Genomic DNA, 15362 nt, shown 5'->3' with positions numbered 1-15362 from the left:
CTCCCAGAGCGCATCGTCGGAGTTGAGGTCGGCGCACGTCACGCGGGCCTCAACCGCCCCTCCCCTCGAGGGAGAAGGCAACCATCTTTAGAACGCTTCGGCGGGCAGGGCCATCAGCGTGTCCGCGCCACTCGAAATACGGGCGAGATGGGCCGACGTCTCCGGCATGATCCGCTCCATGAAGAAGCGCGCCGTCACCACCTTGTTGTCGTAGAAGGACTGGGTACCGTTGGCGCCGGTCTTGCCCTGTGCCACCTTGGCCATCTGCGCCCACATGTAGCCCAGCGCGACAAGGCCGAAGAGATGCATGTAGTCGGTCGAGGCCGCACCGGCATTGTCGGGCTTGGCCATGCCATTCTGCACCAGCCACATGGTCGCCGTCTGCAGGTCGTTGAGGCCCTTCTTCAGAGCCTTGGTGAACGGCGCCATCTTCTCGTCGGCGCGGTTTTCCTCGCAGAATTCGCCGACCTCCTTGAAGAAGGCCTGGATGGCGCGACCGCCATTCAGCCCGAGCTTGCGGCCGACGAGGTCGAGCGCCTGGATGCCGTTGGCGCCTTCATAGATCATGGCGATGCGGGCATCGCGCACGAACTGGCTCATGCCGTGCTCTTCGATATAGCCGTGACCGCCGAAAACCTGCTGGGCCATCACCGCATGGTCGAAACCCTTGTCGGTGAGCACGCCCTTGACCACAGGCGTCATCAGCCCGGTGTAGTCGTCGGCGGCCTGGCGGTCCTTGTCGTCGGCGGAGCGATGCGCGATGTCGGACTTGATGGCGGTCCACAGCGCCAGCGCGCGGCCGGCTTCGTTGAAGGCCTTCATGGTCATCAGCGAACGGCGGATGTCGGGATGGACGATGATCGGGTCGGCCTTCTTGTCCGGCGCCTTGGCACCCGACAGCGAACGACCCTGCAAGCGGTCCTTGGCGTAGGCGACAGCGTTCTGGTAGGCAATCTCCGACAGCGACAACCCTTGCAGGCCGACGCCGAGGCGGGCTTCGTTCATCATCGTGAACATCGCCTTGAGGCCGCCATTGGCCTCGCCCAGCAGCGTGCCTTCGGCCTCATCATAGTTCATGACGCAGGTCGAATTGCCGTGGATGCCCATCTTCTCCTCGATCGAGCCGCAGGAGAGCGTGTTCTTCTCGCCCGGATTGCCCGAAGCATCGAGCTTGAGCTTCGGCACGATGAACAACGAAATGCCCTTCACACCTTCCGGCGCCCCCTCGATGCGAGCCAGCACCAGATGGACGATGTTGTCCGACATATCGTGCTCGCCGGCCGAGATGAAGATCTTCTGGCCCGAAATCCTGTAGGTGCCGTTGCCGTTCGGCACCGCCTTGGTGCGCAGCAGGCCGAGATCGGTGCCGCAATGCGGCTCGGTCAGGTTCATGGTCCCGGTCCAGGAGCCCTCGACCATCCTGGGCAGCCAGGTCGCCTTCTGCTCGTCGGTACCGTGGGTGATGATCGCCGCGATCGCGCCTTGCGTCAGGCCCGGATACATCATCAGGGCCATGTTGGCCGAGACCATGTACTCGGAGACCGCCTGGTGCACCATGTAGGGCAGCCCCTGGCCGCCGAACTCGACCGGTGCGGCCAGCCCCATCCAGCCGCCCTCGCGATACTGGTCGAAGGCCTCCTTGAAGCCTTTCGGCGTCGTCACCGAACCGTCGTCGTGACGGACACAGCCTTCCATGTCGCCGACACGGTTGAGCGGATGCATGACGTTTTCGGCGAGCTTGGCGCCCTCGGCGAGGATCGCTTCCAGAACGTCGGGCGTGGCGTCGGCAAATCCGGGAAGGTTGGAATAGCGCTGATAGCCCAGCACCTCGTTGAGTACGAACAGCGTATCCTGAACCGGAGCCCTGTATGTCGGCATGCTCTTTCTCCACCCTGCGGACCTGGTCCGAAAAGCCCCCGAATTCATGTCAGGGCAGCATGCGGACCCGTGTTGGAGTCGGGATAGCAAAAATTGACGTTTGCGTAAACGTCAATTTTTTCGATGCGACAAGATTTCCGCCCTACCCAAGCCTGGTGAGCCTAGCCGCGCAACGTCGTGCGAGCCAGCGCCGAGGGATCAGAGAGAGAGAGAGAGAGAGAGAGAGAGAGAGAGAGAGAGAGAAGAGGCAGGTGCACAAGGCGAAAAAGCCGCGTGGCAGAGCCCCGCGGCTTGATCGTGCCAGAACCGGCGGTTTGCTTAGCCTGCGACGCTCGCCTGCGGCGCTGTGCGCTCGGCCAGCATCTGGCGAACCGCCGACATCGAGCCTGAGAGCTCGTTGATGGCGTCATCGATCAGCGCCCGCTGCTTCTGCAGGCGGGCAAGCTGCTTCTCCGACTTGTCCAGCGCCAGCCGCAGCTGCTTGGTGTTGGAACCGGTCGGATCGTAGAGATCCATCATCTGCTTGACGTCGCGCAGCGAGAACCCGACCTTGCGGCCAAGCAGGATCAGCTTCAGCCGAGCCTTGTCGCGGCGTGTGTAGAGACGGGTCGAACCGTCGCGCTGCGGGTTGAGCAGGCCCTTGTCTTCGTAGAAACGCAGCGTACGCAGCGTCACGCCGTATTTCTTGGCCATTTCGCCGATGCGGACGAGATCCTCACCGGCTTCGACAGATACATTATTGGTATTGGCGGCGGTCTCGCCGGCCGAGATAAGCTTCATGGTCACTGGCTTTCCCCGTCTGGTGGCGTCGCGGTCCTGGACCATGCGTCGCCTGACTGGAAGCGGGGGCGTGCTTCCGGCCGTGGTTTCGACAAACAAAATCGCAAACAGCACACTCAAATGCGCCTTTTACGTTTACGTCAATTCTATACCGATAGCCGCCTCATGACGCAAGGGGCGTTCTATGAAGGTGCTTTATGCCGCACCGCGGGCAGCGACAGCCAACTTCTTGCAACTTCTTAAGCTTGGTTAACGCGTTGTTTACCACGTTGAGGGAAATGTGGGCGCGTCGGCTACCCGTGTTTATCCTGTATCGAATTTTTCACGGTTTTTCGGAGCGCGGGTGAACCCCGGGAAGCTTGTCTTCCACCGTGGCATGGAAGCGCGGTCGCCTTCGTTCCGGCAGGGACTTGGGGAGCTGGCCGCAAGCCGGCCAATCTGAAAGACGGACGCACCGATGAACAGCAAGCGGTCCTACCTCGATACACTCAACGCCGGCAGGCAGCGCAGGCCGCAGACCACGCTCGAGCAACTGAACCGCTCGCTGGAGACGCTGGAGCAGCGATTGGGGCAGAGCCGCGAGGAGGTGACGGCACGTCCGGCTCCGCGCCAATACGGCGCCGACCCGCGTTATCCCGCCACGGACCCGCGCTATCCCGCCGCGCAGCCAACCGGCCAGCAGCGCTGGTACGAGGATCCGCAACCGGCACCACGCCCGCAGAGCCCGGCGCCAGCCCCTTCATTCGAGCAGAATTACCAAGCCATCGCCCGCGACATCGACCGTGTGCGCGGCCAGGAAGACAGTGTCGCCATGGTCGGCAAGATCGCCGGCGAGCTGCGCGGCATGCGCGAGGAACTGCGCCACCAGATGACGGCAGGCCTGCAGCGAGAATTCGATGCACTGCGCAAGGATATCGACCGCGCCTTCCAGGCGAACGCCAAGCCCGGCGCAGCGGGCAAGGGCAGCGCCGAGCTCGGCGTCGAGTTCGAACGGCTTTCCGGCGCCATCAAGTCGCTGTCGGAGAAGAGCGACGACAGAAGCGTCAATCTGCTGCGGCTGGAGCTCGAGCAGGTCAAGGCCGCGCTCGACACGCTGGCGCGCGAGGAGAGCGTGCAGAAGGTCGACCGCCGCTGGGACGAATTCGACCGCCGCTGGACGGCTTTCGAAGACCGCGTCGACGCCGACCAGCGCAAACGTTCCGACGATCCGGCCCTTGCGGCGCTCACCGACCGGTTGGAGCAGATCAGCAACGCCGTCAACAACCTGCCGGAATCGCTGTCGCTGCGCTCGCTCGAGGAAAAGGTCCGTACCCTGGCCGGCGCTGTCGATCACTTCGCCAGCCAGCAGGACAATCGCGGCGGTGACACGCTTGCCATGATCGACGAGCGGCTGGACGAGATTTCCCGCGCCATCGTTGCCTCGACCGTCGCGGCACAGGCCAATTCGGTCGACCACGAAGCCTTCGACCGCATCGAGAAGCGCATCGACTCGCTCGCCCGGCAGATCGAGGAAGTGGCACAGGATCGCCCTGGCGACGCGGTCATGGATCGGCTGGGCACGCTATCGAACCGGGTCGACGAACTTGCCGGCCGCGCCAACCTTCCCGAACAGGCGATGGAACGGCTGGCCAAGCAGATCACGCTTATCGCCGACAAGATCGACCAGGCGCCTGCCATGCCCGACGCCGACTATATCTTCCAGGGGCTGGAGCAGCGCTTCGACGTGCTGTCCGGCATGATGGAACGCCGGCAGGGCGACGCCATCGAACAGGGCAACATGCTGTTTCGCGATCTCGAGCGCCGCCTGGACGAGGTTGCCGACCGGCTCGACCAGCGCTTCGTGCCGCAAGTCGACAGCGCCGGCATCATGGAAGCCATCGACGCACGCTTCACCGCGCTCGCAACGCGCATGGAGACGCGCGCGCCCGATCCCGCCGGCGAAGCGGCGATCCGTGGACTGGAAAGCCGGCTCGATGACATTTCCAGCCGGCTCGACGCATCGGCGGCCCAGGTGGCCGGCATCGACCCGGCGCTGATCCGCAGCCTGGAAGCGCAGGTCGCCGGCCTGTCCGCCCATCTTTCCAGGCCGAGCACCCCACTGCCGGAATTCGAGGACATCAGCCCGCGCCTCGACGAAATCGAGAAGGCGCTGGCCGGCACCCGCGATTCCATCCTCGGCGCCGCACGCGAAGCGGCCGAGAACGCGGTGCGTTCGCTGGCCGGGTCGAGCGCCAACACGACGGCCGTTTCCGGCCTCGCCCAGGATCTGAAGACACTGGAAACGCTGACGCGGCGTTCCGACGAGCGCAATTCGCGAACCTTCGAGGCCATCCACGACACATTGCTCAAGATCGTCGACAGGCTTGGTTCGCTGGAGACCAGCGAACCGCCCGAAGCGGTAAGCGAGCTTCTGGACACGCGCCAGGACGAGGCAGTCGGCAAGCGCCGCGCGCGGACCGCCAAGATGGCTGTCGAGGCGCCGTCCCTGGATATCGACGAGCCGACGCCGCTGACCGGCGACATGGCCGATCTCGATGGCCGCGCCGCCGCCATCTTGCGCAACGAGCACGGTGCGCGTGGCGATCTGGGTACGCGTGGCGACCTGGGTACGCGCACGCCCGCGGAAGCCGCCGCGGCTGCCGCCATCGCGGCCCTCGGGTCCGACACCATCGCCGAGAAGGACCAGCCGACAGGCCGCAAATCGATGTTCGGCGGGCTGGCACGTGCCTTCAAGGGCAAGAAGGCGGCGGATGTTCCGCCGCTGGCCGGTTCGACGCCGAGCAGCGATATCCCGAGTGTTGATCTCGACGAGCCTCTCGACCCGAAAGTGGCCAATCGCCCGCTGGAGCCCGGCTCCGGTGCGCCGGACCTCAATGCCATCATGAAGCGGGTGCGCGACGAGCGTGGTCAGCCGGCCAAGCTCAGCGAAAGCGACGCCGCGAAATCGGACTTCATCGCCGCCGCACGGCGCGCAGCCCAGGCCGCCGCGGCCGAGGCCGACGCCTTGAAGCGCCAGTCAACGATGAAGGGACCGGTGAAGGCGCTCAGGATCGGCGACCTGCTCAAGGCGCGGCGCAAGCCGATCCTGATGGCGGCGGCGGCGATCATGCTGGCGCTTGCCGGCCTGCAGCTCGGCAAGGCGTTTCTCTCGGATCCCGCCCAGGTGGCAGGCAATGACGCGGCACCGATCGTCGCCGCGAAACCTGTACAAACGGCGTCCGTCGACACGACGAGCCAGCCAAAGGCGGAAGTTCAGTCGGCCGCAACGGACAGCGCGCCGGCCCGCGCCGTCAGGCAGGCAGAACCATCCGCGTCCGCGACCAAGGACGACATGGTGACGCAGACCGCCCTGGCGATGCCGTCAGACATGGATGCAACGGCGGATACAGCGCCGGTTGCGGCGCCCGCGGCTTCGGCCGCCTCTTCCGGCCCGAGCGCTGCCGCCTCCGACGCGATGGCTCCGGCACCAGCCGCGCCCGTTGCCGTGACCCCGTATGCGACGGCGTCAGTTCCGACCGCCATCACCGGCGGCGCGCAAGCGACGGATACCGATGCCCAGCCGGTCGCGGCTGCCCCGACAGCGGTCAATGAGACCACGGCCAAACTCACCACCGGTGCCGTTGCGCCGACGGATGCACCGGCAGCCACGACCAAGTTCGACATTCCGGCCGATGCCGGCCCGGCCGCATTGCGCGATGCCGCCGCCAATGGCGACGCCAAGGCGCTGTTCGAGATCGGCTCGCGCTACGCCGAGTCGCGCGGCGTCAAGGAAGACATGGCGGCAGCGGCCAAATGGTACGAGAAATCGGCCGAACTCGGTTTCGCGCCGGCCGAATACCGCATCGGCAATTTCTACGAAAAAGGCATCGGCGTCGCGCGCGACATCAAGAAGTCGAAGACCTGGTACCAGCTCGCCGCCGAACAGGGCAACGCCAGCGCCATGCACAATCTGGCCGTGCTGTTCGCCATGGCCGCCGATGGCGTGACCGACAATGAATCGGCAGCGCATTGGTTCCAGGAGGCAGCCGACCTCGGCGTCAAGGACAGCCAGTTCAATCTCGGCATCCTCGCCGCCAAGGGCGTCGGCATGAAGCAGAACCTCGAGGAATCCTACAAATGGTTCGCGCTCGTCGCCAAGACGGGCGACAAGGACGCGGCCGCCAAGCGCGACGAGATTGCCAACGCGCTGCGGCCCGAGCAGCTCGAGCGGGCACGCGCCGCGACCGAATTGTGGAAGGCCAAGCCGCTCAACGCGGCATCCAATTCGGCCGACATTCCCGAGTCCTGGCAAGAGGGTACGCCGCAGACGACCGCCGGCATCGACATGAAGAAGGCGGTCAAGAACATCCAGCTCATCCTCAACAAGAACGGCTATGACGCCGGCGGCGCCGACGGCGTCATGGGCGACAAGACCAAGAACGCGATCATCGCTTTCCAGACCGACAACAAGCTGCCGGCGACCGGCGCCGTCGATGAGAAACTGGTCCGGGCGCTGCTGGCGCGCAAATAACAGAACAAGCGTCGTTTCCACGACGCTACTGCCATACATTTGCCTGTTAACTGATTGAGATATTTTTTGTTTCGGCGCGGCGACGGGGTTTGACCCCGCCGCCGCGTCGGCGCAAGGAAAAATTGGCTTTTCGGTGCGAGACTGCTCACAGCGGCTGTATTTCGCCGACAGGCAAACTGATCGAGACTGACGGGTGGGCATCTATCTCCCGATTGCGGAAATTTCCGTCAACGTCTTCGTGCTGCTGGCCATGGGCGCGGCGGTGGGCTTCCTATCGGGCATGTTCGGCGTCGGTGGCGGGTTCCTCATCACGCCACTCTTGATTTTCTACAACATCCCCCCGGCGATCGCGGTTGCCACGGGCGCCAACCAGGTCATCGCCTCTTCAGTCTCCGGCGTGCTTTCTCACATGAAGCGAGGTACGCTCGACTTCAAGCTCGGCGGCGTGCTTCTGGCCGGCGGCATCGTCGGCTCCACCGCCGGCATCTACGTCTTCGCCTTCCTGCGCCGGCTTGGCCAGCTCGACCTGTTCATCTCGCTGCTTTATGTCGTGCTGCTCGGCACGGTCGGCGGACTGATGCTGGTCGAAAGCATCAATGCACTGCGCGCAACACGCAGCGGTGCCGCCCCGGTGCTGAAGAAATCCGGCCAGCACAACTGGATTCACCGGCTGCCACTGAAGATGCGCTTCAGGGCGTCGAAGCTGTTCGTCAGCGTCATCCCGGTGCTTGGCCTTGGCGCCGGCATCGGCTTCCTGTCGTCGATCATGGGCGTCGGCGGCGGCTTCATCATGGTGCCGGCGCTGATCTATCTGCTCAAGGTGCCGACCAATGTCGTTATCGGCACCTCACTGTTCCAGATCATCTTCACGTCGGCCTATACGACGCTGGTCCATGCCACCACCAACCAGACGGTCGATGTCGTGCTGGCCTTCCTGTTGATGGCGGGTGGCGTGGCCGGCGCGCAATATGGCGCCAAGGCCGGCCAGAGGCTGCGCGGCGAGCAACTCAGGGCGTTGCTGGCCTTGCTGGTGCTGGCCGTGGCGATCAGGCTCGCCATCGATCTTTTCGTCACCCCGCCCAATCTCTATTCGCTGTCCAGCGTGGGCCTCAACTGATGACGGGCCCGAAAGCGTTCGCAGCCGCCATCCTCCTGTCACTGCTTGCGGCCGCCGCACCGGCGAAGGCACAGTCGCCGCTGCCGGAAGGCATTCAGATCGGGCTCTCCACCGACAATGTCTCGATCACCGCCGGCTTTTCCGGCGCCGACCTGACCATCTTCGGCTCGCTGGAAAACCCCGACCCGCTTATAGCCCGTCAGAACCGCTACGATGTCATCGTCGTGCTCGAAGGCCCGCCGCGACCGGTGGTGGTGCGCCGCAAGGACCGGGTGCTTGGCGTGTGGGTCAATCTCGATTCCGAAACCTTCGAGAACGTGCCGATGTCCTATTCGGTGGCAACGACGCGGCCGCTGCAGGATATCACCGAACCGAACAGCTACAGACAGCTGTCGCTCGGCGCCTCCAACCTCTATATGCAGCCCGCCGACGCCGGCGACAGTCCGGCGACGATCGAGGAATTCACCGCGGCATTGCGCGAACGCAAGGCCGCGACCGGCCTCTACAGCGAAAATGTCGGCGGTGTGCAATTCCTGTCGCAGAACCTGTTCCGCGCCACCGTCAGGCTGGCGCCGAATGTGCCGGTCGGCACCCACAAGGCGCGCGCCTTCCTGTTCAGGAGCGGCCTGTTCATCAAGGAGAGTTCGGCCCAGCTCGAAATCCGCAAGTCCGGATTCGAACAGTCGATCTTCCGGGTCGCCCACGACTACTCCTTCCTCTATGGCGTCTTCGCCATATCGCTGGCCATGCTGACGGGCTGGCTCGGCAGGCTGGTCTTCCGCAAGGACTGAGCCATCCCAAAGGGGGTTTCCCTTTCCCGCCTCATGCTATAGACCGCACCTCCCCGCCCACCGGGCAAGCACGCACAATTCAATTCGGCAAAGTGGTTCGGTCGCCCGAAACCGCAGCGCACGCTTCTCCTGCGAGCGCCGATCCACTGCCTGGCGCCAATGACAGGAGGCTGCCTTGCGACCAGCATTCGCCGGTATCGACTTCGGCACTTCGAACTCCACTGTCGGCGTGGTCCGCAACGGGCAACCCCGTCTCGTCACGCTTGAGGACGGCCAGGTCACGCTGCCGAGCGCCGTGTTCTTCAATTTCGAGGATGGCCGCATCTTTTTTGGCCGCCAAGCGATCGCCAACTACACCGACAGCGTGGAAGGCCGGCTGATGCGTTCGCTGAAGAGCGTGCTCGGCAGCTCGCTGGCGCATGAAAAGACACGCATCAAGGCGCGCTCGATCGGCTTCATGGAGATCATAGGCCTGTTCCTCGGGCATCTCAGGAAAAGGCTGGAAGAGGATGGCGGCGACCAGGTGGAGACCGTGGTGCTCGGCCGCCCGGTGCAATTCGTCGATGACGATGCGCAAGCCGACGCCAATGCCCAGAGCGACCTGGAAAAGGCCGCGCACGCCCAGGGCTTCAAGCACATCGCCTTCCAGTTCGAGCCGATCGCGGCGGCGCTCGACTATGAGCAGAGGGTGACGCGCGAGGAGCTGGCGCTGATCATCGACATGGGCGGCGGCACATCGGATTTTTCGGTCGTGCGCGTCTCGCCCGAGCGCGCCCGATCGCCGGACCGCAAGGACGACATCCTGGCCAGCCGAGGTGTCCATATCGGCGGTACGGATTTCGACCGACTGCTCAGCATCGCCCATGTCATGCCGCAGCTCGGCTATCTCTCCCCGACCAAGGACGGCAAACGCAATCTGCCGGCCAGCTATTTCATCGATCTCGCGACATGGCAGCGCATCAATCTGGTCTACACCGCCAAGGCGATGACGCATCTGCGCCAGATCCGCTACGAGGCCGCGCGCGCCGATCTGGTCGACCGCTTCATCCACATCGTCGAGCACCGCTACGGGCACGCGCTGGCGGCATTGGTCGAAAAGGCCAAGATCGAGCTGACCGACCTGTCGTCGGCGGAAGTCTCGGTGAGGCTATCTGACGTGGAGTTTGCCGCCGAGATCACACGCAACGGGCTGGACGCCACGATCGCCAGGGACATCGAGCGCGTCACCGCAACGGTGGCCGAGACCATCCGCGACGCGCAGGTCAGGCCGTCCGACATCACGGCGGTGTTCCTGACCGGCGGCTCGACCGCGATCCCGCTGGCAAGACGGGAAATCCTGTCGCTGGTGCCGCACGCTTCCGTCATCGACGGCGACATGTTCGGCTCGGTCGGGCTTGGCCTGGCGCTGGATGCCCAGCGCAAGTTCGGCTGACCCCAACCCTACCCTGGCGCAGACCCGTTCATCTCTGTAGCCAGATGTGCCTTCAGCGCCATCTGGGCCAGGCTTGCCTGCCGATCGCGGTGCGTGATCATGGCGAAGTCGCGCTTCGGCAGTTCAATCGGCACGGCTCTCAGACTGCCCTCAGCCACGGCGCGTCCGACGACGAGTTCCGAGATGATGGTGGCGCCGGCACCCGCCTCCACCGCCTGGCGGACGGCTTCGTTGCTGGGCAGCACCAGGAAGATCTGCAAATCGGCAAGCGAAATGCCCTCGCGCCGCGCAAGGTCCTCCAGCACCTCGCGCGTGCCCGAGCCGCCCTCGCGGATGATCCAGCGCAGGCCCTTGATGTCTGGCCGGCCCGGCGCGGTTTCGACGATCTCGGGATGTGACGCGGCAACCACCAGCATCAACCGGTCGGTATCGACCTTGGCGCGGCGCAATATGTCGGACTCGGTGCGCCCCTCGACCAGGCCGAGATCGGCGGTTCCGTCCAGCACGCTGGCCTCGACCTGCCTTGTGTTGCCGATGCTGACGCTCAGCCGCACCGCCGGATAGGCCTCGTGGAAGGACGCCAGCCGGCGCGGCAGCCAGTAGCTGGCGATGGTCAGGCTGGCGGCGATGGAGAGGCTGCCGGCGACCGTCTGCGAGACATGTTCCAGCACATTGCGGGCGGCGGCGGCCCGCTCCAGCACGGCCTTGGCTTCTGGCAGGAACCGGTGGCCCGTCTGGGCAAGCTCGATGTTGCGGCCGACGCGGTTGAACAGATGGACGCCGTGCTGCTCTTCGAGCGCGCGGATGGCGGCCGAAGCCGCCGACTGGGAGATACCCAAAAGCTCCGCCGCCTTGGTCATGTGGCCGCGCTCGGCGACGGCAACGAAAATGCGCAACTGCTCCAGGGTCATGGACGCATTAAGAACCAATATCGATCGAATTTACAAGAACAACTGATTAGACGGATCGATGGCTTTATTCTACTTTTTCAGGCGAAGTTAGAAAAAATTGGCCTTCAGGTCGCGGCGCATAAAATGATCGGGCGGTTCAGATCCCTGTTTGCCCATTGGGCCCGTGGCATAAGGCGGCGGCTGGCCGGCGATCGCTATCACCCGGAAGAACATTACATGCGCGGCCCGGGGCCGAAGACGCGGGCCAAAGCCGCCGGCCGTGCGGGCACAACCAGCCCATGATCCACGGTCCGCCGCGCGGCGCGAATTCGGCACCATCGCAACGCCCGCTTGCCGACACGCGCGCGCCCGATGAGGGTGACGGCGTCGACACCTCGCCAAGCGTTTCGGACAGCATCGCCAAGACCACCTGCTACATGTGTGCCTGCCGGTGCGGCATCGACGTACACATCAAGGACGGCAAGGTCCGCTACATCAACGGCAACAAGGACCATCCGGTCAATCGCGGCGTGATCTGCGGCAAGGGCAGTTCCGGCATCATGCAGCACTATAGCCCGGCCCGGCTGAAGAAGCCATTGCTGCGCACCGGCCCGCGCGGCTCGGGCGAGTTCCGCGAGATCGAGTGGGAAGAAGCGTTTGCGATCGCCACCGAACGCCTGTCCGCCATCCGCCGGAACGATCCGAAGAAACTCGCCTTCTTCACCGGCCGCGATCAATCGCAGTCTCTCACCGGCTGGTGGGCGAGCCAGTTCGGCACGCCGAATTTCGCCGCCCATGGTGGCTTCTGTTCAGTCAACATGGCGGCCGGCGGCCTTTACTCGATCGGCGGCTCGTTCTGGGAGTTCGGCGAGCCCGACTGGGACAACACGCGATATTTCATGCTGTTCGGCGTCGCCGAGGATCATGATTCCAACCCGATCAAAATCGGCCTCGGCAAACTCAAGGCGCGCGGCGCCAAGGTGGTGTCGATCAATCCGTGCCGGACCGGCTACAATGCGATCGCCGACGACTGGATCGGCATCCGGCCCGGCACCGACGGCCTGTTCGTCTTCGCACTCATCCACGAACTGCTGAAGGCTGGCCGCGTCGATCTCGATTATTTGCTCCGCTACACCAACGCCCATATCCTCGTCGTGCAGGAGCCTGGCGCCTCCGACGACGGGCTGTTCGTTAGGGATGCCGACGGCAACCCGCTGGCCTGGGACAGGGTGGCGAAGACCGCCGTCAAGGCCATCGACCCGGAGGCAAAGCCGGCGCTGACCGGCAGCCTTGAAATCGACGGACGTCGGTGCACGCCGGTGTTCCAGCTGATCGCCGACCGATATCTTGACGAGAGCTACGCCCCCGATGCGGTCGCCGAGCGTTGCGGCATTGCCGCCGATACGATCCGCCGGATCGCCGCTGAACTCGCCCATGTCGCCTTCGAACAGACCATCGAACTGCCGGTGGCCTGGACCGACTGGGCCGGACGCCGGCACGCGACGATCAAGGGACGGCCGGTTTCGATGCATGCCATGCGTGGCATCTCCGCCCATTCGAACGGTTTTCATACCTGCCGCGCCATCCACCTGCTGCAGGTGCTGCTGGGCACGGTGGACGTTCCCGGCGGCTTCCGCTTCAAGCCGCCCTACCCCAGATCGGCGCCGCCTGGCCCGAAACCCGCCGGCAAGACCGTCAAGCCGATGACGCCGCTCGACGGCATGCCGCTCGGCTTTGTCTGTGGGCCGGACGATCTGCTGGTCGATGAGGCCGGCACGCCGCTTCGCATCGACAAGGCCTATTCCTGGGACGCTCCGCTGGCGGCACACGGACTGATGCACACCGTCATCCGCAATGCCTGGGCCGGCGATCCCTATCCGATCGACATGCTGATGATGTACATGTCGAACATGGCCTGGAATTCCTCGATGAACACCGTCGAGACGATTGCCATGCTGACCGACCATGACGAGGTGGGCAATTACAAGATCCCCTTCATCATCTATTCCGACGCCTATTACTCCGAGACCGTGCCGTTCGCGGATCTGGTGCTACCCGACACCACCTATCTCGAACGCCATGACTGCATCAGCCTGCTCGACCGGCCGATCAGCCACGCCGACGGGCCGGGCGACGCCATCCGCCATCCCGTCGTCGAGCCGGACCGTGACGTCAGGCCGTTCCAGTCGGTGCTGATCGAGTTGGGTGCGCGGCTGGGACTCCCCGGCTTCGTCAATGACGACGGAGCGGCCAAATATGCCGACTATGCCGACTACATCGTCAACCACGAGCGCACGCCCGGCATCGGTCCGCTGGCCGGCTGGCGCGGCAAGAACGGGACGTCGATCGGCAGGGGCGAGGCCAATCCGGATCAGTTGCAGCGCTACATCGACAATGGCGGCTTCTGGCATCACGACTTTGCCAACGACCAGCGCTACTACAAGATGGCCAACCGCTCCTATCTCGATTTCGCGGTGCAGATGGGTTTTATCCCCAAGGCCGATCCGATCGTTTTCCAGCTCTATTCCGAGCCGATGCAGCGCTTTCGGCTGGCCGCGCGTGGCCATGGCCGTGTCCAGCCGCCGGAGGGCGAGCGTCAGCGCATCGAGACCTACATGGACCCGCTGCCGTTCTGGTACATGCCCTTCGAGGAAGCGGCCGTCGACCTCGAGAGATATCCGCTGCATGCGCTAACGCAGCGGCCGATGCACATGTATCATTCCTGGGGCTCGCAAAATGCCTGGCTGCGGCAGATCACCAGCCAGAACCGGCTGTTCGTGCACCACCGCACCGCTGCCGGCCTCGGCCTCGTCGACGACGACTGGGTCTGGATCGAAGGCATCAATGGCAGGGTGAAGGGGCAGATCAAGCTGATCGACGGGGTGAACGAAAGCACGGTCTGGACCTGGAACGCGATCGGCAAGCGTCGCGGCAGCTGGGGGCTGAAGGATGACGCCGCCGAGAGCAATCGCGGCTTCCTGCTCAACCACGTCATCGGCGACCAGACCTCGGCCGACGCGCAGGGCAAACGTTATTCGAATTCCGACCCGGTCACCGGCCAGGCGGCATGGTTCGATCTTCGCGTGCGAATCGTCAAATGCGCTGATGAGGAAGCCGGCTTCACCGAGCCGCAATTTGAGCGTTTCCACCAGCCGCCGCATTTCGAGCCCTCGCCCGACAAGCTGACTTTCGGCGCCGAATTTCGCCGGGCAAGAGAGGCCGCGGAATGACCTGCCTTCCCTCTCATACGGACAAGAAGCTCGGTCTGGTCATCGATCTCGACACCTGCGTCGGCTGCCAGGCCTGCGTCACCGCCTGCAAGGAATGGAACACCGGCGGACACATGGCGCCGCTGACCGACATCGACCCCTATGGCGGCCATGTCGATGGGGTCTGGTTCAACCGCGTGCACAGCTATGAGCACACCACCGAGATGGGCGGGCGTACGGTCAATTTTCCGCGCTCCTGCCTGCATTGCGAGACGCCGGCCTGTGTCACCGTCTGCCCGACTGGCGCCTCCTACAAGAGGGCCTCGGACGGCATCGTGCTGATCGACGAGGACAAGTGTATCGGCTGCAAATTGTGCAGCTGGGCCTGTCCCTATGGCGCGCGCGAATTCGACACCGATGTCGGCGTCATGAAGAAATGCACGCTCTGCGTCGACCGCATCTACAACGACAATCTGGCTGAGGAAGACCGCGTGCCGGCCTGCGTCGCCGCCTGCCCGACAAGCGCGCGGCACTTCGGCGATCTCGGCGATCCCCTCTCGGCCGTCTCGAAACTGGTGGTGGAGCGCGGCGGGGTCGACCTGATGCCGGAACTCGGCTATCGGCCGACCAACAAATATCTGCCCCCGCGCGCGCATACGCAGCGCGCCGCATCGGTCACCGCTCCCGCGCTGGAGCCGGTGCGGGCCGAAGGGGGTTTCCTCGGCTGGGTCGACCGCATGCTTTCGAACTGACAT

10 protein-coding genes are annotated in these 15362 nt (G+C 64.5%); 7 read left to right on the top strand and 3 right to left on the bottom strand.

Annotated features, from left to right (window positions below):
* Nucleotides 1–87: 87 nt before the first annotated feature.
* Nucleotides 88–1878: an acyl-CoA dehydrogenase gene (locus AC1VON_RS08875; RefSeq protein WP_172352646.1), complete on the bottom strand. Its 1791-nt coding sequence runs from the start codon at nucleotides 1876–1878 to the stop codon at nucleotides 88–90.
* 318 nt (nucleotides 1879–2196) lie between these two features.
* Complete coding sequence (locus tag AC1VON_RS08870) at nucleotides 2197–2658, bottom strand: MerR family transcriptional regulator (protein WP_172353149.1); 462 nt, start codon at nucleotides 2656–2658, stop codon at nucleotides 2197–2199.
* Nucleotides 2659–3115: 457 nt separating this feature from the next.
* Between AC1VON_RS08870 and AC1VON_RS08865 the strand changes: the two genes are divergently transcribed.
* The 4 genes from AC1VON_RS08865 to AC1VON_RS08850 all read left to right on the top strand — a co-directional run bounded on the left by AC1VON_RS08865 (nucleotide 3116) and on the right by AC1VON_RS08850 (nucleotide 10508).
* Nucleotides 3116–7168, top strand: a complete 4053-nt coding sequence (locus AC1VON_RS08865; RefSeq protein WP_483121576.1) for a peptidoglycan-binding protein — start codon at nucleotides 3116–3118, stop codon at nucleotides 7166–7168.
* 193 nt (nucleotides 7169–7361) lie between these two features.
* The gene (locus AC1VON_RS08860; RefSeq protein WP_140775455.1) at nucleotides 7362–8285 is read left to right on the top strand and encodes a sulfite exporter TauE/SafE family protein; all 924 of its coding nucleotides are present in this window, start codon (nucleotides 7362–7364) and stop codon (nucleotides 8283–8285) included.
* On the top strand, nucleotides 8285–9076 hold the full coding sequence (locus AC1VON_RS08855) for a TIGR02186 family protein (protein ID WP_172352737.1): 792 nt from the start codon (nucleotides 8285–8287) through the stop codon (nucleotides 9074–9076). The genes AC1VON_RS08860 and AC1VON_RS08855 overlap by 1 nt, the downstream gene beginning before the upstream one ends.
* A gap of 175 nt (nucleotides 9077–9251) precedes the next feature.
* Nucleotides 9252–10508: an Hsp70 family protein gene (locus AC1VON_RS08850; RefSeq protein ID WP_483121573.1), complete on the top strand. Its 1257-nt coding sequence runs from the start codon at nucleotides 9252–9254 to the stop codon at nucleotides 10506–10508.
* An 8-nt stretch (nucleotides 10509–10516) separates the two neighbouring features.
* Here the strand turns inward: AC1VON_RS08850 and AC1VON_RS08845 are convergent, their stop codons facing one another.
* Nucleotides 10517–11419: a LysR substrate-binding domain-containing protein gene (locus AC1VON_RS08845; RefSeq protein WP_483121571.1), complete on the bottom strand. Its 903-nt coding sequence runs from the start codon at nucleotides 11417–11419 to the stop codon at nucleotides 10517–10519.
* Here AC1VON_RS08845 and AC1VON_RS08840 point away from each other — a divergent pair.
* Genes AC1VON_RS08840 through AC1VON_RS08830 form a run of 3 tightly spaced genes read left to right on the top strand, consistent with a single transcriptional unit; the run spans nucleotide 11369 to nucleotide 15359 of the window.
* Complete coding sequence (locus AC1VON_RS08840; RefSeq protein WP_483126414.1) at nucleotides 11369–11701, top strand: hypothetical protein; 333 nt, start codon at nucleotides 11369–11371, stop codon at nucleotides 11699–11701. The two genes, AC1VON_RS08845 and AC1VON_RS08840, sit on opposite strands and share 51 nt — an antisense overlap.
* Nucleotides 11698–14628, top strand: a complete 2931-nt coding sequence (locus AC1VON_RS08835) for a molybdopterin oxidoreductase family protein (protein ID WP_483121569.1) — start codon at nucleotides 11698–11700, stop codon at nucleotides 14626–14628. The genes AC1VON_RS08840 and AC1VON_RS08835 overlap by 4 nt, the downstream gene beginning before the upstream one ends.
* Nucleotides 14625–15359 (top strand): 4Fe-4S dicluster domain-containing protein, encoded by a 735-nt coding sequence (locus AC1VON_RS08830; protein ID WP_483121567.1) that lies wholly within the window; start codon nucleotides 14625–14627, stop codon nucleotides 15357–15359. Before AC1VON_RS08835 ends, AC1VON_RS08830 begins: the two co-directional genes overlap by 4 nt.
* Nucleotides 15360–15362: the final 3 nt, after the last annotated feature.

The organism is Mesorhizobium sp. HAY1-8B (genome assembly GCF_056868045.1).
This window is presented reverse-complemented; position numbering and strand designations above follow the sequence as displayed.

Excerpts from the sequence above, each read along its gene's own strand:
- AC1VON_RS08875 (WP_172352646.1), bottom strand. The coding sequence starts at position 1,878 with ATGCCGACATACAGGGCTCCGGTTCAGGATACGCTGTTCGTACTCAAC.
- AC1VON_RS08870 (WP_172353149.1), bottom strand. The coding sequence starts at position 2,658 with ATGAAGCTTATCTCGGCCGGCGAGACCGCCGCCAATACCAATAATGTA.
- AC1VON_RS08865 (WP_483121576.1), top strand. The coding sequence starts at position 3,116 with ATGAACAGCAAGCGGTCCTACCTCGATACACTCAACGCCGGCAGGCAG.
- AC1VON_RS08855 (WP_172352737.1), top strand. The coding sequence starts at position 8,285 with ATGACGGGCCCGAAAGCGTTCGCAGCCGCCATCCTCCTGTCACTGCTT.
- AC1VON_RS08845 (WP_483121571.1), bottom strand. The coding sequence starts at position 11,419 with ATGACCCTGGAGCAGTTGCGCATTTTCGTTGCCGTCGCCGAGCGCGGC.
- AC1VON_RS08835 (WP_483121569.1), top strand. The coding sequence starts at position 11,698 with ATGATCCACGGTCCGCCGCGCGGCGCGAATTCGGCACCATCGCAACGC.
- AC1VON_RS08830 (WP_483121567.1), top strand. The coding sequence starts at position 14,625 with ATGACCTGCCTTCCCTCTCATACGGACAAGAAGCTCGGTCTGGTCATC.